Raw genomic sequence first — 22304 nt, 5'->3', positions numbered from 1 at the left:
CGGCCAGAACCTCCCCCCTCTGTCGTCATTCCGGACGAGGCGGGCCGCGCAAGCGGACCGGATCGATCCGGAACCCACCGGTCGGGGCAGCAGGTTCGCCCGGCGGGGCTCGATATCCCGCTCATTCCGCCACCTCCTTCGCGCCGAATCGCACCGTCGCGGGCGCCCGCGGCGGGTTGGGCGGGACCGAGACCGGATCGAACTGCGGCTCGGCGACCGTGCCCGGCGCGTCGGCGGCGACCTTCTCGATCCGCACCCTGAGGTCGTACCAGGCGGCCTGGCCGGTGACCGGGTCGGAGTTGGCGTAGCGGTACCCGCCGTTCTCCGGCAGCAGCTCGGCGATCAGGTGGTTCAGCAGGAAGCCCTTGGTGGCCTCCGGCGCGTCGGCGGCCAGGTTCCACGCGCCGCGGCGCTTGCCGATGGCGTTCCAGGTCCACAGCGTGTCCGGGTTCACCCCTTCCATCAGCTTGACCTGGGCCTTGATGCGGCCGTGATGCGAGGTCACCGCCACCCAGTCGCCGTCGGCGATGCCGAGGCTCTCGGCCCGCTCGCGGCTCATGTGCAGCTTGTTCAGGCCGTGGATCTGCCGCAGCCAGGCGTTCATCGAGCCCCAGGAATGGTACATCGCCGCGGGGCGCTGGGTGATCGCGTGCATCGGGAAGGCTGCCTCGTCCAGCGCCTCGCCCTCGAACGGCGGGTACCAGAACGGCAGCGGGTCGAAGTAGCGGGCGACGCGCTCGCGGTGCTGCTCCGGCGGCTGCACGGCCCCGTGGCCCTGGGCCGCCAGCCGGAACTTCTGCAACGGCTCGGAGTACAGCTGGATGACGATCGGGTCGGCCTTGCCGATCAGGCCGAGGGCGACGGCGGTGTCGAGGTAGGCCCGGTTGCCGTGCTTGAAGTAGCGCTCCTCGGGCTTGAACTCGTGGCGCCAGAAGCACTGGTTGTCGACGTAGCGCGACAGCTGGTCGGGGTTCGGCTCGCCCTTGCCCGCCTTCGAGCCGTCGACGCCGCGCCAGCCGGCCAGCGGGCCGATCCCGGGCGAGCGCTCGTGGTTCGCCAGATAGTCCGGGTAGCCCCCGGGATAGCGCGGCGTGCCGTCCTCCCTGACCAGGCCCGGCAGGCCGATGCGGACTCCGAGGTCGATCAGCACGTCCTGGAAGGGCCGCACGTCGCGGTCCGGCGGCACCACCGGCTGGCGGATCGAGTCGGCGGCGCCGTCGGCGTCGCAGATCGGCCGGTCCAGCAGCGAGATGCAGTCCCAGCGCTCCAGGTAGGTGGTGTCGGGCAGCACCAGGTCGGCGAAGGCGATGGTCTCGGACGCGTAGGCGTCGGCATAGATGATCTTCGGGATCCGGTACTCGCCGGTCGCCGGGTCCCTGTCGGTGAGCATCGCCATGGTGCCGGCGGTGTTCATCGAGGAGTTCCAGCCCATGTTGGCCATGTACATGAACAGCAGGTCGACCGGGTAGGGATCGCCGGCCCAGGCGTTGCGGATCACCATGTGCATCAGGCCGTGGGCGGCGACCGGCGCCTCCCAGGAATACGCCTTGTCGATCCGGCGCGGCGTGCCGTCCTCGTCGATCAGCAGGTCCTCGGGACCCATCGGGAAGCCGAGCGGAGGCCCCGCCATCGGGGTGTTCGGCCTGACCTGGTCGGCCCGGCCGACCGGCTTGACCGGCGGTGGCACCGGCTTCGGGAAGGGCGGCTTGTAGCGGAAGCCGCCGGGGGCGTCGATCGAGCCGATCAGCACCTGCAGCAGGTGCAGCGCCCGGCAGGTGTGGAAGCCGTTGGAGTGGGCCGAGATCCCGCGCATGGCGTGCATCGCCACCGGCCGGCCGATCATGCGGTCGTGCTTGCGCCCGGCCCAGTCGGTCCAGGGCTGCTCGATCACCACTTCCTGCTCGAAGGCGGCGTGGGCGATCTCGGCGGCCAGCCGACGGATGGTGTCGGCCGGCACGCCGCAACGCTCGGCCACGGCGTCGGGCGCGTATTCGTCGGCGACATAGCGGTCGTGCAGCAGCTGGAAGGACGGCACCGCGATGCGGCCGTCGGGCAGCACGTGCTCGCCGACCAGGGCCGGGGCGACGTCGGCCAGCATGGCGCTTGCCAGCGCGCCGGACTTGCGGTCGAAGCACAGCGGATGGCCGTCGGCGTCGCGCGCGAACAGGCCGTCCTCGGCGTTGCCGGGATCGCGGATCACCAGCCAGTGCGCGTTGGTGTAGCGGACCAGGTAGTCGAGGTCGACGCGCCGTGCCTTCAGCAGCTCGTGGACGATCGCCAGCACCAGCAGGCCGTCGGTGCCCGGGCGGATGCCGATCCACTCGTCGGCGATCGCCGAGTAGCCGGTGCGCACCGGGTTGACCGACACGAACTTCGCACCCCGGCCCTTGAGCTTGCCGAGGCCGGTCTTGATCGGGTTGGAGTCGTGGTCCTCGGCGACCCCGAACATCACGAAGTAGCGGGCGTGCTCCCAGTCCGGCTCGCCGAACTCCCAGAACGAGCCGCCGATGGTGTAGAGCCCGCCGGCCGCCATGTTGACCGAGCAGAATCCGCCATGGGCGGCGTGGTTCGGGGTCCCGAAGTTGCTGGCCCACCAGCCGGTCAGCGACTGCGACTGGTCGCGGCCGGTGAAGAAGGCGAGCTTGCGCGGGTCGCGGGCCCGGATCTCGCCGAGCCAGCCGGCGGCGGTCGACAGCGCCTCCTCCCACTCGATCTCCTGGAACTCGCCGGAGCCGCGCGGCCCGACCCGCTTCAGCGGCTTGGTCAGCCGGGCCGGCGAGTAGTGGGTCATGATCCCGGCCGAGCCCTTGGCGCACAGCACGCCCTTGTTGACCGGGTGGTTGCGGTTGCCCTCGATGTAGCGGATCCGGCCGTCCTTGAGGTGGACTTTGATCCCGCAGCGGCAGGCGCACATGTAGCAGGTGGTGTACTTGACCGCGTCGGAGACCGGCGGCGACGGGTCGACGACCTCGCGCACGGTCTCGAAGGGATTGGGGATCATGCGGGCGGACTCCAGGCTGGCGTGCCTGGAAGGTGCAAGCTGGCCAGCGGCGGGTCAAGTCATGGCGGTTCCGCCGCGGACCCGACTTGGCCTCGGACATGGGCAGGCGTAGGCTTGCCCGTCCCACGGCCGCGGCACCGCGCCGGATGGCCGCCCGCCGGGTGCAAGGCCCGGCGAGACGCCGAGGGGCAGGGACGCAAGACGCGACGGGCGCGAGGCCTGCCGCTGCAAGGGAGACACATCATGCCGACGCCGTCACAGGACGCCCGCGACGCCATGCTCAGCGATCCGATCACCGGACGCGCCGCCTGGTCCGGCGCCGATCTCGCCGACGCCCGCGACTGGGTCCAGGCCCTGGATGCCGCGGATGTGGCCGAGATCGACGCCGCGTTCCGGGCGGTCAAGGCCCGCGGCCTGAACTTCGCCGACGTCAAGGCCGAGGACTTCCCGCTGCCGGGGCTGGCGCCGAAGCTCGCCGCGCTGCTGGACGAGATCGAGGACGGCCGCGGCGTCGCCCTGCTGCGGGGCCTGCCGGTCGCCGACTACGACGACGAGGACCTGCGTGTGCTGTGGGCCGGAATCGGCGCCCATGTCGGGCCGCTGCTGCCGCAGTCGGTCGACGGCAAGCTGATGCGCGACGTCCGCGACGAGGCCGGCGGCAAGCTCCAGAAGCACGCGCCGTCGGTGGTCCCGGGCTCCCTGACCTCGACCCAGAAGGCGCAGTCGAACGGCCCGCTGCGGTTCCACACTGACCGCGCCGACGTGCTCGGCCTGCTGTGCGTGCGCCAGGCCGGCGCCGGCGGCGAGAGCAAGGTCGCCAGCTCGGTGGCGGTGCGCAATGCGATCCTGCGGCGCCGGCCGGACCTGCACGAGCTGCTGTGCCAGCCCTACTGGCGGACCCGCGAGACCCAGGACGTCGGCGGCGGCCAGAAGGTGTTCGCGATGCCGGTGTTCAGCTTCCGCGACGGCCATTTCAGCAGCCAGTACTCGCGGACCTTCGTCGAGGAGGCGCAGCGCCTGGACGGCGTCCCGAAAATGACCGCGGCGATGGACGAGGCGCTGGACCTGCTGGCCGAGGTCGCCGAGGAGCAGTGCCACGTGTTCCGGCTCGAGCCGGGCGACATGGTTTTCTACAACAACCACGTCGTCTACCACGGCCGCACGCCGTTCACCGACGACCCGGCCAGCCGCGCCGACCGCCTGCTGTACCGCCTGTGGTTCGCACCGGCCCGGACCCGGCCGCTGCCGGAGTGCTATCGCGAGACCTGGGGCTCCACCGAGCCGGGCGCCTACCGCGGCGGCATGATGACCGGCAAGCGCTCGCAGGCGGCTTAGGGGCGAGCGGAGCGCCCGCCGCTCAGGTCAGCGCGTCGATCTCTTCGTCGGTCAGCGAGCCGGGGACGATGGTGATCGGGATCCGCAGCCGCGCCGCGCCCTTGCTCGACAGGTAGCTGATCAGCGGGCCGGGGTTGTCGGCCTTGGCGGCGGCACCCAGCACCATCACCGAGATCGACTTCTCCTCGTCGATCAGGTTCATCAGTTCCTCGCGGGTCGTGCCCTCGCGCAGGTAGATGATCGGGATCGCGCCGGTCATCTCGACGACCTGCTGGCTCATGCGGTCCATCAGGGCCTCGGCCTCCTGGCGGGCCTCCTCGCGCATCAGCTCGCCGACCCCCATCCAGTGCTGGAACTCGACCGGCTCGATCGCCCGGAACAGCGCCACCCGGCCGCCGGTGTGGCGGGCCCGCTGCCCGGCGAACCGCAGCGCCACGCGCATTTCCTCGCTGTTGTCGACGACGACGAGGAACACGCGCGGATGCGCGGACGCGTCTGTGGATGCGGTGTCGTTCATACCCTGTTCCGAAGCGCCGCTTTGCGGTCTTGCTCTCCCGAGGTCAGACTTTACGGAAGATCACCGCCGCGAGCCAGCCCGCCAGTACCGCCACCAGAATCGCGAACACGCCGTAGGCGGCGGAGTTGGTGTGCGCGAAGCGGAAGACATAGGCGCCGATGCCGATCTTCGACACCCTGAGCGGGGTGGTCTGGGCGTGCACCGGGCTGCCGTTGCGGATGTAGTAGACGGAGACCGTGTAGATCCCGGTCACCACGTTGGCCGGGAACGACACCCGGGTCCGGAACAGCCGGTCGGACAGCACCAGGATGCGGCCGGCGCTGGCGGAATACAGGCCGTGGCGGACCTGGTTGCGCACCAGGCCTTCGCGGAAGGCGCGGATCGTCGCGACCGGAGTGTCCCGGTCGCGGAGCATCGGCCGCAGATTGAGATGGTCGAGCCCCATCTCCTGGCGGACCCGCACGTCGGGATCGACCTCGTCGAGCATGCCGGTGGCGGCGACCGCATAGAACGACGGGACGTTCTGGAAGGTCATCGACTCGGTGTTCATCCAGATTCCGGCGAGCCGGTCCTTGCGGCGCACCGTCATGGCCTGCCGCGGCCCGGTCACCACCACCACGATCTGGCCTTCCCCCTCGATCGCGCCGAACAGCAGCAGCTCGGCGCCGGTGAAGCCGGTGGTGATGGCGATCTCGTGGTCGGACAGGTCGGCCACCAGGTCCTGCTGGCCCCGAACCGCGGGGGCGACGACGAACGCCGCAAGCACCAGGCCGGCCGTGATCAGGAAGCTGGCCGGGGCGCGCCTCATCCGTGCCCCAACTGGAAGTCCACCGAGAACAGGTCGACGGGGGTGACCACCAGGTCGACCGCGATCTTGGCGCACACGCCGAGCACCATCAGCGCCAGCAGGCTGCGCAGATGCTCGCCGCGCAGCTTGGCGCCGAGCTGGGTCCCGAACTGGGCGCCGATGACCGCACCGACCAGCAGCGTGATCGCGAGGATCACGTCCACGGTCTGGGTGTTGAGAGCCTGCAGGAAGGTGACGTTGGCGGTGACGAAGATGATCTGGAACAGCGAGGTGCCGACCACCACGCCGGTCGGCATGCCGAGCAGGTAGATCATCGCCGGCACCATCACGAAGCCGCCGCCCACCCCCATCAGCGCGGTCAGGATGCCGACGAAGAACCCGATGCCGAGCGGCAGCAGGGCGCTGATGTACAGTTTCGAGCGGCGGAACCGCATCTTCAGCGGCAGGCCGTGCAGCCAGTTGTGCTGGTGCAGCTTGGAACGCCGGCCGGTCGGCCTGCGCGAACGCCAGATCGAGCGCACGCTCTCGTTCAGCATCAGCAGGCCGATGGTGCCGAGGAAGACCACGTAGCTGAGGTTGATGACCAGGTCGATCTGGCCGAACCGGCGCAGCAGCGTGAACAGCGCGACGCCGGCCGACGATCCGAAGAAGCCGCCGACCAGCAGCACCATGCCCATCTTGAAGTCGACGTTGCCGCGCCGCCAGTGCGCGATCACCCCGGACACCGACGAAGCGACGATCTGGTTGGCGCTGGTCGCCACCGAAACCGCCGGCGGCACACCCATGAAGATCAGCAGCGGCGTCATGAGGAACCCGCCGCCGACCCCGAACAGCCCCGACAACACCCCGATCATTCCGCCCATCCCCAGAACGAGGAAGACGTTCACCGAAATCTCGGCGATGGGGAGATACACGTGCATCGATCGCCCGGGGCGGAAACAGGAACACGCCCCGAGGCGGACCAGGGGGCGTGATCCTAGTGGTACACCGATCCCGGGCGGGATAGAAGGTGTTTGTTTGGTAAAGGCTTAGCCGGGTTCCACCGGAAGTCCGCTCTGGACCCAGGCGATGATCCCGCCTTCCAGCCGGTACAGCGGACGCCGGTCGCCGGTGGCGCGCAGCTGCTCGGCGGCGAGCCCGCAGCGCCGGGCGCTGCGGCAGTGCAGCACGATGCGGTCGTCCGGCCCGGCGGCGATCGCCGTCGGATCGAAGCGCGACAGCGGAACCAGCCTCGAGCCCGGGATGCGCGCCTGCGCGAACTCGTCCTCCTCACGCACGTCGAACAGCGCGACCCTTCCTTCACGCAGCCAGTCGGCCAGCGTGACGGCATCGATGAATTCGGTAGTCGGTTCGGTGGTCATCATCAGGCCCGATCTGCATCGCCGGGCGTCGCCTCAACTGGCCGCGGCACTCTCGGCCGCCTCGCCCGGCACGGTGTCGACTTGCGGCAGGTACAACCGGCACAGCGCCTCGATGATCACCCGCGCCTCGTGCGAGGCGAGCGAGTAGAAGATCGACTGGGCCGACCGCCGCGTCTTGACGATCCCATGATGCCGCATCCTCGCCAAGTGCTGCGACAGCGCGGACTGGCTGAGGCCGCTTATCCCTTCCAGCTCGGTGACCGTGCGCTCGCCGGCATCGGCCAACTCGCAAAGCACCAGCAGACGCTTGTCGTTCGCCATGATCTTCAGGAGCGCCGCCGCATCGCCCGCCCGCTTCTGCAGATCGCTCGCGTTCAACTTGCCGACCGGTCTCATTTGACACGCTGTCCGTTCATTTCATCGCAATTCGTAGGACAACGCATGCGAAAGATGCAATGGCGATGCATCCACCATACGAAATATCGAGGTCCCGCGGCTCGATCAGGCCGGGCCACGGGTCCGGCCGCCGACCACGGTAGCCGCGACTCGGACGCCGGCCGGGGCGAAGATCCAGCGGTCGACCAGCACGGACGGGTCCTGTGCGTCGCCGCCGTCGTCGGCCAGCACCACGAAGTCGGCGCGCCGGCCGGCCTCGATCGCCCCGATCGCCCGCCCCAGCGCGGCGGCGCCGCCCCGGCAGACCCGCTGCAGCAGCCCGACGCCGACCGACGCCCCGGGACCGTCCGCCAGCACGGTGCGGCGCCCGGTGACCAGGCGTTGGCCGTTCTCGAGCCAGCGCAGCTCCTCGGCCGGGTCGATGCAGACATGGCTGTCGGAGCCGATGCCGATGGCGCCGCCGTCGTCCAGATAGGCGCCGGCCGGGAACAGCCCGTCGCCGAGATTCGCCTCGGTGGTGGGACACAGCCCGGCCACCGCGCCGGAACCGGCGATCGCCCGGCGCTCGGCGTCCGACAGATGGGTGGCGTGCACCAGGCACCAGCGACGGTCCACGGCCGCGGTGTCGAACAGCAGTTCGACCGGGCGGCGCCCGCACCAGGCCAGGCAGTCCTCGACCTCCTTCGGCTGCTCGGCCACGTGGATGTGGACCGGCGCGGTCGGGTCGAGCGCGTCGAGCGCCGCGACCGCCGCCTGCAGCCGGTCCGGCCGGGCCGCCCGCAGCGAGTGCGGCGCGATGCCGAGCCGGCGGTCGGCGCGCCCGGCGAACTCGGGCGCCAGCGCCTGCAGCAGGCGGGCGAAGCCGTCCGGATCGTGCAGGAACCTGCGCTGCCGCTCGCCCGCCGGGGCTCCGCCGAAGCCGCCGTCCTCGTAGTAGACCGGCAGCAGGGTGATGCCGATGCCGGCGGTCTCGGCGGCCCGCAGCAGGCGGCGCGAGGTCTCGGCCGGATCGGCATAGGGCTGCCCGCCCGGGGCATGGTGGACGTAGTGGAACTCGCCGACCGCGGTGTAGCCGCGCGCCAGCATCGCCCGGTACAGCCGGGTGGCGATCGCCTCGATGCCGTCCGGGTCGAGGGCCGCGAGGAAGCCGTACATCGCCTCGCGCCAGGTCCAGAAGCTGTCGTCGCCGCCGGGCGCGCCATGATCCGGGCCGGCGCGCTCGGCCCGACCGGCCAGCGCGAACTGGAATGCGTGGCTGTGCAGGTTCGGCACGCCCGGCACCACCGCGCCGTCCAGCCGCTCGGCGTCGCCGGCGGCGGCGTCCGCCGTGACGCCCGTCAGGGTCCCGTCGGCGTCGGCTTCCAGCAGCACGTCGCGCAGCCAGCCGTCGGGCGTCAGCGCCCAGGGTGCGAACCAGCGTTTCATTCCCGGGTTTTGCATGGCGGGCGCCATCCGATTACCGTTGGCTCGCTGCGGGGGCACGGCCGTCGGCCGGACGGCGTGCCGCAGAGGTGGGGTGCGGCATGTGGGATTCTCTCTGGGTCGATGTCGGGCTCGCCACCATGGCGGGATCGACGCCGTATGGCAGGATCGAGGACGGGGCCATCGCGGTCAAGAACGGGCGCATCGCCTGGGTCGGGGCGCGCGCCGACCTGACCGGACCGATCGAGGGCCTGGCGTCGATCGTGCACCAGGCCGACGGCGGCTGGATCACTCCGGCGCTGATCGACTGCCACACCCACATCGTGCATGGCGGCCAACGGGCCGGCGAGTTCGAGCGCCGCCTGATGGGCGCCAGCTATGCCGATATCGCCCGCGCCGGCGGCGGCATCCTGTCGACGGTCAACGCGACCCGCAGGGCGTCGGAGGAGGAACTTCTCGCCGCCGCGACGCGGCGGCTCCGGCCGCTGCTCGCCGAGGGCGTCACCGCGATCGAGATCAAGTCGGGCTACGGCCTGGACCTGGATACCGAGCTGAAGATGCTGCGGGTGGCGCGGGCGATCGAGGCCCGGCTGCCGGTGGCGGTGACCACCACCTTCCTCGGCGCGCACGCGGTGCCGCCGGAGTGGATGAACGACGCCGACGGCTATGTCGACTTCGTCTGCGACGAGGTGCTGCCGGGGGCGGTCGAGCAGGGGCTGGTCGATCAGGTCGACGCGTTCTGCGAGGGAATCGCGTTCTCGCCGGCGCAGGTGGCCCGGGTGTTCGAGGCGGCGGCGCTTTTCAAGCTGCCGGTGAAACTGCACGCCGAGCAGCTGAGCGACCTTGGAGGCGCGGCGCTGGCGGCCGCGGCCGGCGCCCTGTCGGCCGACCACCTGGAGTATCTCGGTCCCGACGGCATCGAGGCGATGGCCGAGTCGGGAACCGTCGCGGTCCTTCTGCCCGGCGCCTTCTTCACGCTGCAGGAGACCCGTCGGCCCCCGGTTGCCCGGTTGCGCAAGGCGGGTGTCCCGATCGCGGTGGCCACCGACAGCAACCCCGGCTCGTCGCCGGTGACGTCACTGCTGGTGACCATGAACATGGCCTGCGTGCTGTTCGGCCTGACCCCCGCGGAGGCGCTGGCAGGAACCACACTGAACGCGGCCAGGGCATTGGGATTGCAGAACGACCGAGGCAGCCTGGAGGTCGGGAAGGTCGCCGACTTCGTGCATTGGGCCATCGAGGAGCCGGCCGAGCTGGCCTATCGGATCGGCTTCAATCCCTGCACCACGGTGATCCGCAACGGGGTACCGACCCTGGCCGGATAGGCGGCGCGCAACCGGCCCGGCGAGCGCCTCGGCGGCGGTCGGGATGTTGTCACTTTTTCGATATTTTCCGAATGCGTAGCGCCTGCTGTTCGCAGTAGTCTTGTGCCGACGTTTGGTTGCCTGGCGTCCGACGTGAACACAATGAAATAAAGGCGGTTCCGGAGCACGCCCATTCCATGTTCGACGACCCGAACGCGGTACCGACCCGAATAGGGTTCCTGCTGATCCGGAACTTCTCGATGATGGCCTTCACCTCGGCCGTCGAGCCGTTGCGGTCGGCCAACCGCATGGCCGGCCGGCCGTTGTACGAATGGCAGATCATCAGCCCCGACGGAAAGCCGGTGGCGGCCAGCAACGGCATCGAGGTGGTCCCGCACAAGGGGATGTCCGAGGTCGACCGCGAGAAGATCCTGGTGGTGGTCACCGGCATCGACGTGCAGCGCTACGAGGACGAGCGCATCCTCGGCTTCCTGCGGCGGGTCGCCCGCCAGGGCGCGACCATGGGGGCGCTGTGCACCGGCAGCCACCTGCTGGCCCGGGCCGGCCTGCTCGACGGCCGGCGCTGCACGATCCACTGGGAGAATCTCGGCGGCTTCACCGAGGACTTCCCCGAGATCGAGGTGTCGTCCGACCTGTACGAGATCGACCGCGACCGGTTCACCTGTTCCGGCGGCACCGCGGCGCTCGACATGATGCTGCACCTGATCGGCCGGCAGCACGGCCAGGCGCTCGCCAACCAGGTGTCGGAGCAGTTCATCCACGACCGCATCCGCGAACCGCACGACCACCAGCGCATGGAACTGCGGGCCCGGCTCGGGGTCAGCCATCCGAAGCTGATCTCGGTTATCAGCGAGATGGAGACCAATCTCGAGGAGCCGCTGACCCAGACCGACCTGGCGGACCGCGCCGGGCTGTCGACCCGCCAGCTCGAGCGGCTGTTCCGCAAGTATCTGGGCGCCACGCCGACCCGCTACTACCTGACGCTCCGGCTACAGCGGGCGCGTCAGCTGCTGGTCCAGACCTCGATGTCGATCCTGTCGGTGGCGCTGGCCTGCGGCTTCGTGTCGGCCAGCCACTTCTCGAAATGCTACCGCGAATGCTTCGGGCGCACCCCGCGCGCAGAGCGGGCGATCGGCGGGGTCACCGGGAACGGGTCCGGTTCGGCGGCCAGCGTGGCGGACCTGCCGGCCCGGATCGTCGGCCAGCTCTGACGCAATTCCCCGGCGTCATCCCCCGAACGGGAATCGCCTGGCCAGCGTGAACGGGCCGCCCCTGCGCTCCTGCACGAACAGCGCGATGGCGTCGATAGACGTCGGGCCGGCGGTCACCGGCGCGACCCGCGGCTCCAGGGCCGTGACGATCGCCTCGCGCTCGGGGCCGTCCGGCAGCCGCGACGACAGCGTCATGTGGAACCGGAACTCGCCCATCACATAGGGGTAGCCCCAGCGCTGCAGCAGCGCCTCCTGCTGGGCCGACAGCCCGGCCTCGCGCCGGCGCGCCAGCTCGGCGTCGCCGGGCAGGGCGCGGAAACCGTCGAGGTCCTGCACGACGTCGGCGGCCAGTGCCGAGATCCGGTGGTCCGGCGGCGTCATCATCAGCGCCAGGAACCCGCCGAGCGAGCGCAGGCCGAGCTGCACCGGGATCGGCGCACGGGTCGCGGCGAACGCCGCGGCGGCCTCCTCGAGCGCCGCCGGCGAGCGCCCATGCTTGAGATGGAACGGCGGCTTCAGGGTGGCGTGGAACCCGTAGTTGCGGGCGCTCTCGGTGATTGCGGCGAGGCGCTCCGGCGTCACGCCGGGCACTGCCGGCAGCGTCCGTTCGGCACCGCTCGCGCAGTCGCGGCCCAGCCAGTCGGCACCGAACTCGGCGAGCGGCGAGCCCGGCTCCGGGGCGAAGTAGATCGCGTAGCGCGGCCATGTCGGCGCCGGGTCGGCCTGGTTCTCGGGAAACGCGGGGAACTCGGGCACCGTGACACTCCTGTTAAACCACGATCGCGGGTCTGGCGCCGGGTCGTGAGTGGCGGTAATCAGGTCTCTCTCGACCCCGGCCGGGGTTATGCCATGCACCCCGAACGAGGAGAAGCCCGGTGACCACCCGCACCATCGCGAGCCGGCGCGTGCTGCTGGCCGACGGCCAGGTCGTGGACACCACCGTCACCGTCGAGGACGGCCGGATCGCCGGTATCGGCGCCGCCAGCCGCGGCGAGGAGTGGGACGCCGGCGACGCCTGGCTGCTGCCGGGCGTCATCGACCTGCACGGCGACGCCTTCGAGCGCCAGATGATGCCGCGCCCCGGCGTGCACTTCCCGACCGACCTGGCGCTGCTGGACACCGACGCCCAGCTGGTCGCCAACGGCATCAGCACCGCCTATCACGGCGTGACCTACTCCTGGGAGCCGGGGCTGCGCGGCCGGGAGTCCACCGTGGCGCTGAAGTCGGCGATCGAGGCGATGAGGCCGCGGCTGGCCTGCGACACCCGGTTCCACCTGCGGCACGAGACCCACAACCTGGCGGCCGAGGACGAGGTTCTGGGCTGGCTGGCCGAGGGCAGCGTCGACCTGCTGGCGTTCAACGACCACTCCGACATGATTCTCGACCGCATCCTGAACCAGGGCAGGTCGACCGCTACCGAGACCGCCCGGACCGGCCTCAGCCACGACCAGTTCATCGCGATGCTGCACCGGGTGGCCGAGGGCCGGCCGCAGGTGCCGGCTTCTGTCGACCGGCTGGCGGCGGCGGCGGTGGCGCACGGTGTGGCGCTGGCCAGCCACGACGACATGACGCCGGAGATGCGGCGGCGCTATCACGCCGTCGGCTGCCGGATCGCCGAGTTCCCGATGAACACCGCGACCGCCGAGACCGCGGTGTCGCTCGGCGACCCGGTGATCTGCGGCGCCCCGAACGTGGTGCGCGGCGGCAGCCATCTGGGCAGTGCCGGCATCCTGGCGGCCCGCGAGGTGCGCGAGGGGCGCTGCACGATCCTGGTGTCCGACTACTACTACCCGGCGCTGGTGCAGGCACCGTTCCGGCTGGCGCGCGACGGCGACGCCGAGTTCCCGGAGGCCTGGGCGCTGGTCTCGGCCAACCCGGCCCGGGCGGCCGGCCTGGACGACCGCGGCGCGATCGCCGAGGGCGCGCGTGCCGACCTGGCGGTGGTGCGGGATTCCGGCACCGGGCCGGTGCGGGTGGCGGCGACCCTGGTCGAGGGCCGCGCCGCCTACCGCTCGGCCGCGGTCTGAGCGGCGCGGTCGGCGGCGCGGGCGTCGCGCAGGCGTTGGACCTGGGCGCCGCCGATCCCGAGGATCACCAGCGCGGTGCCGGCGAGGTGGGCGGCGGTGACGTCGGCGCCGAGCACGGCCGACAGGCCGATGGCGACGATCGGCGTGACGTTCAGGTACAGCGAGGCGAGCGACAGCCCGAGGCGGGCGACGCCGAGGTTCCAGCACACCACGCCGAGGCAGATGCCGAACACCGCGACGAACACCAGCAGGCCGGCGTCCGGGAGGGTCGGGGCGGGCGGCGGGAACCGCACCAGCCCGGCGAGGCCGGCGGCCACGTAGCCCAGTGAGAACAGGATGCCGCCGGCGGCGATGGTCGCCGCGGTCAGGGCGACCGGCGGCCAGCCGTCCATCCAGCGCCGGGCCAGGGCCGAGTACAGCGACCATGCGACGTTGGCCAGCAGCACCAGGGCGACCCCGAGCGCCAGGATCCAGGGGCTCTCGGCCGCCAGCGCATTGGCGTTGCCGGCGCTCAGCGCCAGGGCGGTTCCGGGCACCGCGACGGCGATGCCCAGCAGCAGGGTGCGGTCCGGGACGTCGCGGTTGAGCAGCCAGCCGAGCGCCACCGCGATCACCGGCGCGGCGCTGCCGACGATCGAGGCCTGCACCGGGCCGGCATAGTAGATCCCGAAGGTGTAGGCGGTGGCGAACACGATGACGCCGAGGACGCCGAGGGCCAGCAGCCGCGGCAGGGCGCCGGCGATGGTGCCGGCCGCGGGCGGGCGGCCGCCGATCGGCGACACCAGGATCGCCAGCAGCAGCGGTGCGGCGACGGCGTAGCGCAGCACCGCGATCTCCAGCGCGTCGTGCCGGCGCAGCAGCTCGTGCATCAGCGGGACCATGGAGCCCCAGCAGAGCACCGTGACGGCGAGCGCCGCGTTGCCGATCAGGACGGCGCGCACGGCCGGGCTGGACAGGGACATGGAACGGGAATCCCGAAGGAAGCGACCCGCTATCTAGCGCGCCGGGCGCGCGCGGCCAAGCGGGTCCGCGCCGGCGACAGAGGCGATCGGGTCAGTCGGAGGTCGCCGGCACCGGCAGCGGCATCGGGAACAGCCCGGTCGCCAGCCCGTCCTCGGCATCGCTGCCGCGCGAGGTGGGACGCCGGGCGGCCTGCTTGAGGAGCAGCCGGAAGGCCGCCTCGGGCATCGGCCGGGCGAGCAGGAAGCCCTGCACGGAGTTGCAGTTCCGGGCGCGCAGATAGGCCAGTTGGGCCTCGGTCTCCACGCCCTCCGCCACGACCTCCAGGCCCAGGGTGTGGGCGAGGCCGAGGATGGCGGTCACGATCGCGCTGTCCTCGTCGCTGACCGGGACGTCGCGCATGAACGAACGGTCGATCTTCAGGCACTGTACCGGCAGGCGCTTGAGCAGGCTGAGCGACGAGTAGCCGGTACCGAAGTCGTCGATCGACAGCCGGACGCCGAGCGCGCGCAGACGGCGCAGCACCTCGACTGTGGTTTCGGCGTTGCGCATGACGATGCTCTCGGTCAGCTCGAGCTCCAGCAGGCTCGTGTCGACCTTGGCGTCGCGCAGGGTGTCGCGGACGAACTCGAAGAAATCCGGGCGGTCGAACTGCTTGAACGACAGGTTCACCGCGACCGACGGCGTGCGGTGCGACGCATCGGCCTCGGCGCCCCAGCGCCGCACCGCCGCCAGTGCCTCGCGCAGCACCCAGTCGCCGATCGGCACGATCAGGCCGGTCTCCTCGGCGACCGCTATGAAGGAAGCCGGCGGGATCATGCCGCGCTTGGGATGGCTCCAGCGCAGCAGCGCCTCGGCGCCGATCAGGCGCGGCTGGCCGTCGGCTAGCGAGAACTTCGGCTGGTAGTGCAGCTCGAACTCGCCGCGCTCCAGCGCCACCCGCAGTTCGGCCTCCAGGCGGAGCCGCTCCGACGCATCGGTCATCGCGATCATGGTGGGAAGCTCGACGCCGTCGCCGCCGCGGCGCTTGATCGCCGACATGGCGGCGGTGGCGCTGCGGGTCAGGTCCTCGGCTGTGCGGCCGTGGCGCGGCGCCAGGGCGATTCCGATGCTGACCGACAGCTGAAAGCGCTGGCCGGCGATCTCATAGGGCCGCGAGACCGCGCTGCGCAGCCGCTCGGCAACGGCGAGCGCGGGGCCGGCGCCGCCGGTGTTCTCCAGCAGCACCAGGAACTCGTCCCCGCCGATCCGTGCCGGTGTGTCGGTGTGGCGCAGAGCGCCGCGGATCCGATGCGCGGCCTCGGCGAGCAGGGCGTCGCCGGCGGCATGGCCGAAGCCGTCGTTGACGAAGCGGAAGTTGTCGAAGTTCAGGACGATGAGCGCCGGGGCGCCATCGAACCCGCGCTCGCCGGCGAGCGCGGTGTCGAGCCGGCGGTGCAGGGTCTCCCGGCCGGAGCCGTCGGTGATGCGGGTGACGTCCGCGGTGTCGGCCGCCACGCCGGCGGCCGGCGGCCGCCGGCCCTCGCGGCGACCGATGCGCGCGATGATCAGACCGATCGCGCAGCCCAGCACCATCCAAGGCGCCGCCCGCAAGGCGATATCGAGTACCGCTTGGATCGTTGGGTCGGTCATGCGCGCGTGCTTCTCCCTCGCGTCGCCGAACTCTGTGCGAAATGTCTTTCCATAGTGTGAACGAATTTGGTTAACGAAACACCGCCGAAAGTGGTTTTTCGACTATTCGGCGGCTTCCCGCCCGCGGCTCTCGTCGTCATCGGAGAGCTCGCGGTCATGCTCGAAAAGCCCGGCCAGATGGACGGCGGCCTCCCGCGACGAGCGGATCAGTTCGGACTCGTCGCCCTGCATCCGGTACTGCTCCCGCAGAAGTTGCTCGTCGTATTCCTTGAAGGTCCGGGTGAGCTCGTTGGCCCGGCGGTTGGACTCGCCGAGCCCGACGAACACCGCCTTGGCCATGTCGATGCTCGAGCCGAACATCTCGCGGATCACCGCGTCGACGCCGACCTCCATCAACCTGTAGGCGTGGAACCGGTCGATGGCCCGGGCGTAGACCCGGATGCCCGGGAAATGCATCCGCACCATGCGGGCGATCTCGATCGCCCGGTCCGGATCGTCGACGGCCACGACGAAGATCTCGGCCTTGCCGGTTCCCGCGGCCTCCAGCACCTGCAGCCGGTTGGCGTCGCCGAAATAGGCGAGGTTGCCGAACCGCCGCGCCACTTCGATCCGGGCGTTGTCGGAGTCGAGCGCCACGAACTTGATCCGGCGGATGTTGAGCAGCCGGCCGACGATCTGGCCGAACCGCCCGAAGCCGGCGATCACCACCCGCGGGTCGTGCTCGTCGACCTCGGGCAGCGGCGCCTCCGCCTCGGCGCGCTGGGCGAACGTCCGGCGTACCCGGTCCGCCAGGCCGACCGACAGCGGCGTCAACGCCATCGAGACGGCGACCGCCAGGATCAGGAAGTCGGCGGTCTGACGGTCGACGGCGCCGACGCTGGTGGCCTGCCCGAACAGCACGAAGGCGAATTCGCCGCCCTGCGGCAGCACCGCGCCGAGCGCCAGCGCCGCCTCCCAGCGCATGCCGGCGACGAGCCCAAGCACGAGCAGCACGACCAGCTTGGCCGCCATCAGCGCGATCGCCACCCCGAACACCGCGAGCGGCGAGGCCAGCAGCAGGCCGAGATCCATCGACATGCCGACGGCGATGAAGAACAGGCCGAGCAGCAGCCCCTTGAACGGCTCGATGTCGCCCTCGAGCTGGTGCCGGTACTGGGTATCCGCCAGCAGCACCCCGGCCAGGAACGCGCCGAGCGCCATCGACAGCCCGATCTCCTCCATCAGCAGCGCCATGCCGAGCACCACCAGCAGGGCCGCCGCGGTGAACAGCTCCGGCACGTCGGCGGCGGCCACCAGCTTGAGGAAAGGCCGCAGCACATAGCGTCCGCCGATCACCGCGACCGCCACGGCGAACACCGAGAAGAAGATGGCCAGCCATTGGGTGTCGCTCATCCCGGCGGCACCGTCGGTCACCTTCTCGATCGAGGCGGTTGCGATCCAGGGCAGCACCGCCAGCAGCGGGATCACCGCCAGGTCCTGGAACAGCAGGATCGAGAAGGCGGCCCGGCCCTGCTGGGTCCGTAGCTCCTTGCGCTCGGCCAGGGTTTGCAGCGCGAACGCGGTCGAGGACAGCGCCAGCACCAGCCCGATCACCACCGCTGTCTGGACGCGCTGGCCGATCAGCCAGGCCGCCAGGGCGATGATCGCCGCGCTCAACAGCACCTGGCTGGAGCCGAGCCCGAGGATCGGCCGGCGCAGGGCCCAAAGCCGCGACGGATGCAGCTCGAGCCCGATCAGGAACAGCAGGAGGACGACGCCGAACTCGGCGAAATGCAGGATCGAATCGACGTCCGACACGAGGCCGAACAGCCATGGGCCGATTGCCACCCCGGCGGCGAGATAGCCGAGCAGGGCCCCGAAACCGAGCCGTTTCATCACCGGCACGGCGACCACGGCAGCGGCGAGGAACAGGACGGTGTCTTGGACTAGGGACATGGCGGCAACAGCTTAGCATGCCGCGGGTCGTGTTTCGTCGCCGTCCTTCGGTCCCGGGGGCGGTTGCCGTCGCCACCGCCCTTGCCCCGGTTTCCCGCCGCCGCGTATCGTCGGGCCAAGCAAGACCACAGTACCGCAGGGAGAATGCGCCATGTCCGCCACGATCTTCGGCCCCCGGATCATGCTGATCGGCGGCGGCGCGATCGGCCGTGCCCCCGAGGTGCTCGGCAAGCTGGGCGTGTCCCGGCCGCTGATCGTCTCCGATCCGTTCATGGTCTCGTCCGGCCTGATCGCCGCGCTGACCGCCCCGCTGGAGGCGGCGGGCATCGCCCATGGGGTGTTCTCCGAGACCGTGCCGGACCCGACGACCACCGTGGTCGAGGCCGGCGTGGCGGCCTTCAAGGAGGGCGGATACGACGGGCTGATCGGCTTCGGCGGCGGCTCGCCGATGGACACCGCAAAGGCCATGAACATCCTGGCGGCGCATGGCGGGCGGATGCGCGACTACAAGGTCCCGAACGGGGTCGACACCGCGGCGGTGCCGCTGGTCTGCATTCCGACCACCGCCGGCACCGGCTCGGAGGTGACCCGCGGTACCGTGATCACCGACGTCGAGACCGACGAGAAGATGCTGGTGATGTGCCTGGGCGGCCAGGCGGAGGCGGCGATCGTCGACTACGAGCTGACCATGAAGAAGCCGTTCCGGCTGACCGCCGACACCGGCATCGACAGCTTCACCCACGCGCTGGAGGCGTTCGTCAGCCAGAAGCGCAACCCGTATTCGGATTCCATGGCGACCGCCGCCATGCAGCGGATCGGCGCGCATCTGCGCACCGCCTGCTTCGAGCCGGCCAACCGCGAGGCCCGCGAGCAGATGATGCTGGGCGCGACCCAGGCCGGCATGGCGTTCTCGAACGCCTCGGTGGCGCTGGTGCATGGCATGAGCCGGCCGATCGGCGCGCATTTCCACGTGCCGCACGGCCTGTCCAACGCCATGCTTCTGCCGACCGTCACCCGCTGGTCGCTGGACGCCGCCCTCGACCGCTACGCCGAGGCCGGACGGCTGATCGGGGCGGCCGGGCGAGGCGACAGCGACGAGGTCGCCGCCGGCAAGCTGCTGGACTGGCTGTTCCAGATCAACCAGGACCTCGAGGTGCCCAGCCCGCCGGCCTACGGCATCGACGAGTCGAAGTGGTTCGGGCTGATGGAGACCATGGCGCGGCAGTGCGTTGCCTCGGGTTCGCACGCCAACAACCCGAAGATTCCCGACGAGACCACGATCGTCGAACTGTACAAGCAGGTCTGGGGCGCCAACCGTTGAGCGCCGAGGCCGCCGGCCCGTTGATCGTCCAGGCTGGTGTCGACCTCGTCGACCCGCACGACTGCACCGACGACCCGGACAAGCTCGCCCTGCTCGAGGCGGTGCACGAGGCGCTGGTGCGGCGCGGGCCGGACGGCCGCTGGTGGCCGGCGCTGGCCGAGAGCTGGTCGGTCTCCGACGACGCCCGCAGTTGGACCTTCGACCTGCGCCCCGGCATCCGGTGCCACGACGGGGCCCCGGCCGATGCCGAGGCGGTCGCATGGTCGGTCACCCGCATGGCCCGGCCGGACATGGGGGCCACGCTCGGGGCGCCGGCGGTCTGGGCGCAGTACCTGGCCGGGGCGAAGGCGACCGTTGTTTCCGGATCGACCGTGCGGATCGACCTGGAGCGGCCGACGGCCGATCTGCTGGACATCCTCGGATCCGGATACGTGCTGTCGCCGCAGGCCGGCGAGGGCGAGCCGGTAGGGTGCGGCGCCTACCGGGTCGAGGCCCGCGCGCCCGACGGCCGGATGACGCTGCGGGCCGGCGAAGGCCGGGGGATGCCGAACCCGGTGCTGCACCTCCAAGGCGTGGCGGCGCCCGGCGCGCGTTCGGCAGCGGTTGCGGACGGCAGCGCCCAGGTCGCCAGCGGGCTCGACCGGGAGGCCGCGGCGCGGCTGGCGAGGCAGGCCGGCGTGACGCTGGTCGGCCACCTATCGCCGACGGCCATCATCTTTCTGTTCAACGCCGCCCGCGGACCGCTGCAGGATCCCCGCGTGCGGCGGGCGCTGAACCTGGCGCTCGACCGCCAGGCGCTGGTGTCGGGGGTTCTGGGCGGCGCCGGCCGGGCGCTCGACGGCTTCCTCAGCCCGATGCATTTCGGGGCGCCGGCGGTCGCCGACACCGACGGGACCGATCGCGACACCGCCCGGCGACTGCTGGACGAGGCGGGCTGGAGCGACGGCCTGACGCTCGACGTCACCTGCCCGACCAGCCTGCCGGACGAGGCCGAGGCGCTGACCGCCGCTGTGGCCGCCCAGCTCGAACCGCTCGGCGTGTCCTTCAGAGTGGAGTTGGTCGAGGACCGGGTCGCCTATGCCAATCGGGTCCGCCGCAAGGAGATCGGCGACCTCTGCGTGTTCGACTCCAGCCCGATGAGCAGCTTCCGGGTGCTCTACGAGAAGATCGACTCGCGGGTTGGAGGATCCTGGTGGCAGGGCTACTGCAACCGGGAAGTCGAAGCGCTCCTGGACCGGGCCCGGGCGACCGTGGAGGACGCCGGCCGCAAGGCGATCTACCGGCAATGCTACCGGCTGCTGCAGGTCGACCCGCCGTGGCTGTATCTCTACAACCACTCGCGGCACGTCGCCCTGGCAGGGCGGCAACCGGGATGGCGCATGCGGGGGGACGGGGTTCTCGACCTGCGGGCCTTGCCGGCTCTCTGAGCGGGGACGGGCGGCGGCGCGTTGGCCGCCGCGAGGTCAGGCGTAGGGCGAGAGCAGCACCAGGGCGGACCGCTCGGCCGTGCCCGGCTGCCGACGCAGCGGGATGCTGACCCGGAAGTAGCTGTCCATCGGCGCGTCCTCCTTCATCACCCGGCGCAGGCCGCGCACGAAGGACACCACGACCTGGCGCTCCCGCAGCATGGCTGTCAGGTCGGCACGGACCGAGCGCTTCAGCGGGGCCGGGATCGGGATGTCCTCGAGAGCGCGTCCGGCAAAGCCGGCGGGATGCTTCCAGAGTTCCGCCGTCCGCCGGTCGTGGGCGATGTATCGGACGGTGTCGCGGCGGGCACAGATCGAGACGAGCTTGGCACGGCCCTCGGTGGCGAGCACCCGGTCGACCAGGGATACCGATGCCGCGAACTGGTTGGCGACCAGGAACCGCCACATGTCCTGGACATGCGGGTCGTTTATCTCCGTCGGCAGGCACCCGGACAGCCGGTCCTGGCTCAGCGGGTAGACCGGCCGCGAGGTCAGGCCGACCGATTCCCGGATGAGCTCGGGAAGCTGGTCGACCGACTCGGCGATCAGCGAGCCGCGCGAACCGCGGTCATGAACCCGGACGACCAGCGGCCGGTCGCCGGTGGTGCCGCGCAGGATCTCGACCGCCGCGCAGACGGTCCGGTGCTCGGCGCACAGCGGGTTGACCCAGAGTTCGATCGCTTCCGGCTCGGACCGCAGGTGGATCCAGCCGCGGCGGTCGACCGCGTCGATCCGGTCGTCCTGCGAACGCAGCCCCTCGGTGTCGTTGGCCGGGACGGTACAGCCCGCCCCGTCTACCCAGATCGACTCGATCATGGTTGCTGACACGTTCGCTCCGTTCGCCCAAACACACTCACTGCGCGAACTAGATAATCACAATGGCGACGTTAGCGAACCACAAAAATGCCAATTGGCGCATTTTTCGTAGTGTGCCGGTCAGAACTGCGGTCGGCCGAGCGACGTGATGGTGACGAGCCCGGGCTCCGACCCGGTATCGGTCGGTATCGTCAGCGCCACGAACTCCAGTCCGAGCGGCGTCCGGACATACTGGAACACCGGGTCGTTGGTGATCAGCGCCTTCCAGTAGCGCTCGGCCGCCGCCCGGGCGACCGCCGGGTCGGCCAGGGACAGCACCCGCGTTCCCCTCACGTGGTTGCCGGCCCAGCGGATGCCGTCGCCGATCCAGTCGAAGAACAGGTCGTTGTCGCGCAGCGACACCGAGGTCGTCCGCTTGGCGTTGATCTTCGCCATCTGCTCGAGGACGTCGGACTTGCGGCGGGTGACCGAGGCGACTTCCAGCATCGCGTAAAGGTCGGGCAGCGCCATGCGGGCCCGCAGCAGTTTCTCCGGCGGCAGGTCGATGACCAGCAGCGGATCGGGGGAATGCAGGCTGGGGGCGGCGCCGAGGCCGACCACCTTGGCGATGACGTCGAGGGTAGACTGCCGGGCGTCGGCCGGGCCGGTGCTGTTGAACACGCGGTTGATCGTGCGGACCGACAGGCCGGTGGCCTTGGAGATGTCCCGCTGACTCAGCCCCAGCTTGCGAGCGGCTTCCTGGAGGTCGCGTCCGCTCAGCTCGCGCGTCAT

19 protein-coding genes are annotated in these 22304 nt (G+C 70.9%); 6 read left to right on the top strand and 13 right to left on the bottom strand.

Annotated elements, in window-relative coordinates:
- Positions 1-121 precede the first annotated feature (121 nt).
- The gene (locus tag RIC31_RS21275; protein WP_350112498.1) at positions 122-3001 is read right to left on the bottom strand and encodes a molybdopterin oxidoreductase family protein; all 2880 of its coding nucleotides are present in this window, start codon (positions 2999-3001) and stop codon (positions 122-124) included.
- 243 nt (positions 3002-3244) lie between these two features.
- Here RIC31_RS21275 and RIC31_RS21270 point away from each other — a divergent pair, with 243 nt between their 5' ends.
- Entirely contained in the window at positions 3245-4336 is a 1092-nt protein-coding gene (locus tag RIC31_RS21270) for a TauD/TfdA family dioxygenase (protein WP_350112495.1), read from the top strand.
- A gap of 22 nt (positions 4337-4358) precedes the next feature.
- Here RIC31_RS21270 and RIC31_RS21265 read toward each other — a convergent pair whose 3' ends face one another.
- The 6 genes from RIC31_RS21265 to RIC31_RS21240 form a co-directional block, all read right to left on the bottom strand.
- A complete protein-coding gene (locus RIC31_RS21265) occupies positions 4359-4853 on the bottom strand; it encodes a universal stress protein (protein ID WP_350112492.1) in 495 nt (164 codons plus the stop codon).
- 43 nt (positions 4854-4896) lie between these two features.
- Positions 4897-5661, bottom strand: a complete 765-nt coding sequence (locus RIC31_RS21260; RefSeq protein ID WP_350112489.1) for a TIGR02186 family protein — start codon at positions 5659-5661, stop codon at positions 4897-4899.
- The gene (locus RIC31_RS21255) at positions 5658-6581 is read right to left on the bottom strand and encodes a sulfite exporter TauE/SafE family protein (RefSeq protein ID WP_350112487.1); all 924 of its coding nucleotides are present in this window, start codon (positions 6579-6581) and stop codon (positions 5658-5660) included. Before RIC31_RS21255 ends, RIC31_RS21260 begins: the two co-directional genes overlap by 4 nt.
- Before the next feature lie 108 nt (positions 6582-6689).
- Positions 6690-7025, bottom strand: a complete 336-nt coding sequence (locus RIC31_RS21250; protein WP_350112485.1) for a rhodanese-like domain-containing protein — start codon at positions 7023-7025, stop codon at positions 6690-6692.
- Between the two features lie 30 nt (positions 7026-7055).
- The gene (locus RIC31_RS21245) at positions 7056-7418 is read right to left on the bottom strand and encodes an ArsR/SmtB family transcription factor (RefSeq protein ID WP_350112483.1); all 363 of its coding nucleotides are present in this window, start codon (positions 7416-7418) and stop codon (positions 7056-7058) included.
- 105 nt (positions 7419-7523) lie between these two features.
- Positions 7524-8843, bottom strand: coding sequence for a formimidoylglutamate deiminase (locus RIC31_RS21240; RefSeq protein WP_350112481.1), 1320 nt, complete (start codon positions 8841-8843; stop codon positions 7524-7526).
- A gap of 98 nt (positions 8844-8941) precedes the next feature.
- Between RIC31_RS21240 and hutI the strand changes: the two genes are divergently transcribed.
- Both hutI and RIC31_RS21230 read left to right on the top strand, forming a co-directional pair.
- A complete protein-coding gene (gene hutI / locus RIC31_RS21235) occupies positions 8942-10165 on the top strand; it encodes an imidazolonepropionase (protein ID WP_350112479.1) in 1224 nt (407 codons plus the stop codon).
- A gap of 176 nt (positions 10166-10341) precedes the next feature.
- Positions 10342-11376, top strand: a complete 1035-nt coding sequence (locus RIC31_RS21230; RefSeq protein ID WP_350112477.1) for a GlxA family transcriptional regulator — start codon at positions 10342-10344, stop codon at positions 11374-11376.
- A gap of 15 nt (positions 11377-11391) precedes the next feature.
- On the opposite strand, the gene RIC31_RS21225 is transcribed toward RIC31_RS21230, so the two are convergent.
- Entirely contained in the window at positions 11392-12132 is a 741-nt protein-coding gene (locus RIC31_RS21225; protein ID WP_350112475.1) for a DUF1045 domain-containing protein, read from the bottom strand.
- Positions 12133-12251: 119 nt separating this feature from the next.
- Here RIC31_RS21225 and RIC31_RS21220 point away from each other — a divergent pair, with 119 nt between their 5' ends.
- Complete coding sequence (locus RIC31_RS21220) at positions 12252-13403, top strand: alpha-D-ribose 1-methylphosphonate 5-triphosphate diphosphatase (protein WP_350112473.1); 1152 nt, start codon at positions 12252-12254, stop codon at positions 13401-13403.
- On the opposite strand, the gene RIC31_RS21215 is transcribed toward RIC31_RS21220, so the two are convergent.
- The 3 genes from RIC31_RS21215 to RIC31_RS21205 form a co-directional block, all read right to left on the bottom strand.
- A complete protein-coding gene (locus RIC31_RS21215; protein ID WP_350112470.1) occupies positions 13382-14365 on the bottom strand; it encodes a DMT family transporter in 984 nt (327 codons plus the stop codon). The genes RIC31_RS21220 and RIC31_RS21215 overlap by 22 nt on opposite strands.
- 91 nt (positions 14366-14456) lie before the next feature.
- On the bottom strand, positions 14457-15995 hold the full coding sequence (locus RIC31_RS21210) for a putative bifunctional diguanylate cyclase/phosphodiesterase (RefSeq protein ID WP_350112467.1): 1539 nt from the start codon (positions 15993-15995) through the stop codon (positions 14457-14459).
- A 102-nt stretch (positions 15996-16097) separates the two neighbouring features.
- Positions 16098-17930 carry a monovalent cation:proton antiporter-2 (CPA2) family protein gene (locus RIC31_RS21205; protein WP_350112464.1) on the bottom strand — a complete coding sequence of 611 codons (1833 nt, stop codon included), beginning with the start codon at positions 17928-17930 and terminating at the stop codon, positions 16098-16100.
- Positions 17931-18081: 151 nt separating this feature from the next.
- On the opposite strand from RIC31_RS21205, the gene RIC31_RS21200 reads away from it, so the two are divergent.
- Positions 18082-19251 (top strand): iron-containing alcohol dehydrogenase, encoded by a 1170-nt coding sequence (locus tag RIC31_RS21200; protein WP_350112462.1) that lies wholly within the window; start codon positions 18082-18084, stop codon positions 19249-19251.
- Positions 19248-20678, top strand: a complete 1431-nt coding sequence (locus RIC31_RS21195; RefSeq protein ID WP_350112459.1) for an ABC transporter substrate-binding protein — start codon at positions 19248-19250, stop codon at positions 20676-20678. Before RIC31_RS21200 ends, RIC31_RS21195 begins: the two co-directional genes overlap by 4 nt.
- 36 nt (positions 20679-20714) lie before the next feature.
- Here the strand turns inward: RIC31_RS21195 and RIC31_RS21190 are convergent, their stop codons facing one another.
- Together RIC31_RS21190 and RIC31_RS21185 are read right to left on the bottom strand one after the other, a co-directional pair.
- Positions 20715-21545, bottom strand: a complete 831-nt coding sequence (locus tag RIC31_RS21190; RefSeq protein ID WP_350112456.1) for a hypothetical protein — start codon at positions 21543-21545, stop codon at positions 20715-20717.
- Positions 21546-21653: 108 nt separating this feature from the next.
- A complete protein-coding gene (locus RIC31_RS21185; protein ID WP_350112454.1) occupies positions 21654-22304 on the bottom strand; it encodes a helix-turn-helix domain-containing protein in 651 nt (216 codons plus the stop codon).

The sequence above is a fragment of the Thalassobaculum sp. genome (assembly GCF_040219615.1).
Taxonomy (GTDB): domain Bacteria; phylum Pseudomonadota; class Alphaproteobacteria; order Thalassobaculales; family Thalassobaculaceae; genus Thalassobaculum_A.
This window is presented reverse-complemented; position numbering and strand designations above follow the sequence as displayed.

Coding starts and splice junctions, on each gene's coding strand:
- RIC31_RS21275 (WP_350112498.1), bottom strand. CDS start 3,001: ATGATCCCCAATCCCTTCGAGACCGTGCGCGAGGTCGTCGACCCGTCG.
- RIC31_RS21270 (WP_350112495.1), top strand. CDS start 3,245: ATGCCGACGCCGTCACAGGACGCCCGCGACGCCATGCTCAGCGATCCG.
- RIC31_RS21265 (WP_350112492.1), bottom strand. CDS start 4,853: ATGAACGACACCGCATCCACAGACGCGTCCGCGCATCCGCGCGTGTTC.
- RIC31_RS21260 (WP_350112489.1), bottom strand. CDS start 5,661: ATGAGGCGCGCCCCGGCCAGCTTCCTGATCACGGCCGGCCTGGTGCTT.
- RIC31_RS21255 (WP_350112487.1), bottom strand. CDS start 6,581: ATGCACGTGTATCTCCCCATCGCCGAGATTTCGGTGAACGTCTTCCTC.
- RIC31_RS21250 (WP_350112485.1), bottom strand. CDS start 7,025: ATGATGACCACCGAACCGACTACCGAATTCATCGATGCCGTCACGCTG.
- RIC31_RS21245 (WP_350112483.1), bottom strand. CDS start 7,418: ATGAGACCGGTCGGCAAGTTGAACGCGAGCGATCTGCAGAAGCGGGCG.
- RIC31_RS21240 (WP_350112481.1), bottom strand. CDS start 8,843: ATGAAACGCTGGTTCGCACCCTGGGCGCTGACGCCCGACGGCTGGCTG.
- hutI (WP_350112479.1), top strand. CDS start 8,942: ATGTGGGATTCTCTCTGGGTCGATGTCGGGCTCGCCACCATGGCGGGA.
- RIC31_RS21230 (WP_350112477.1), top strand. CDS start 10,342: ATGTTCGACGACCCGAACGCGGTACCGACCCGAATAGGGTTCCTGCTG.
- RIC31_RS21215 (WP_350112470.1), bottom strand. CDS start 14,365: ATGTCCCTGTCCAGCCCGGCCGTGCGCGCCGTCCTGATCGGCAACGCG.
- RIC31_RS21210 (WP_350112467.1), bottom strand. CDS start 15,995: ATGACCGACCCAACGATCCAAGCGGTACTCGATATCGCCTTGCGGGCG.
- RIC31_RS21205 (WP_350112464.1), bottom strand. CDS start 17,930: ATGTCCCTAGTCCAAGACACCGTCCTGTTCCTCGCCGCTGCCGTGGTC.
- RIC31_RS21200 (WP_350112462.1), top strand. CDS start 18,082: ATGTCCGCCACGATCTTCGGCCCCCGGATCATGCTGATCGGCGGCGGC.
- RIC31_RS21185 (WP_350112454.1), bottom strand. CDS start 22,304: ATGACGCGCGAGCTGAGCGGACGCGACCTCCAGGAAGCCGCTCGCAAG.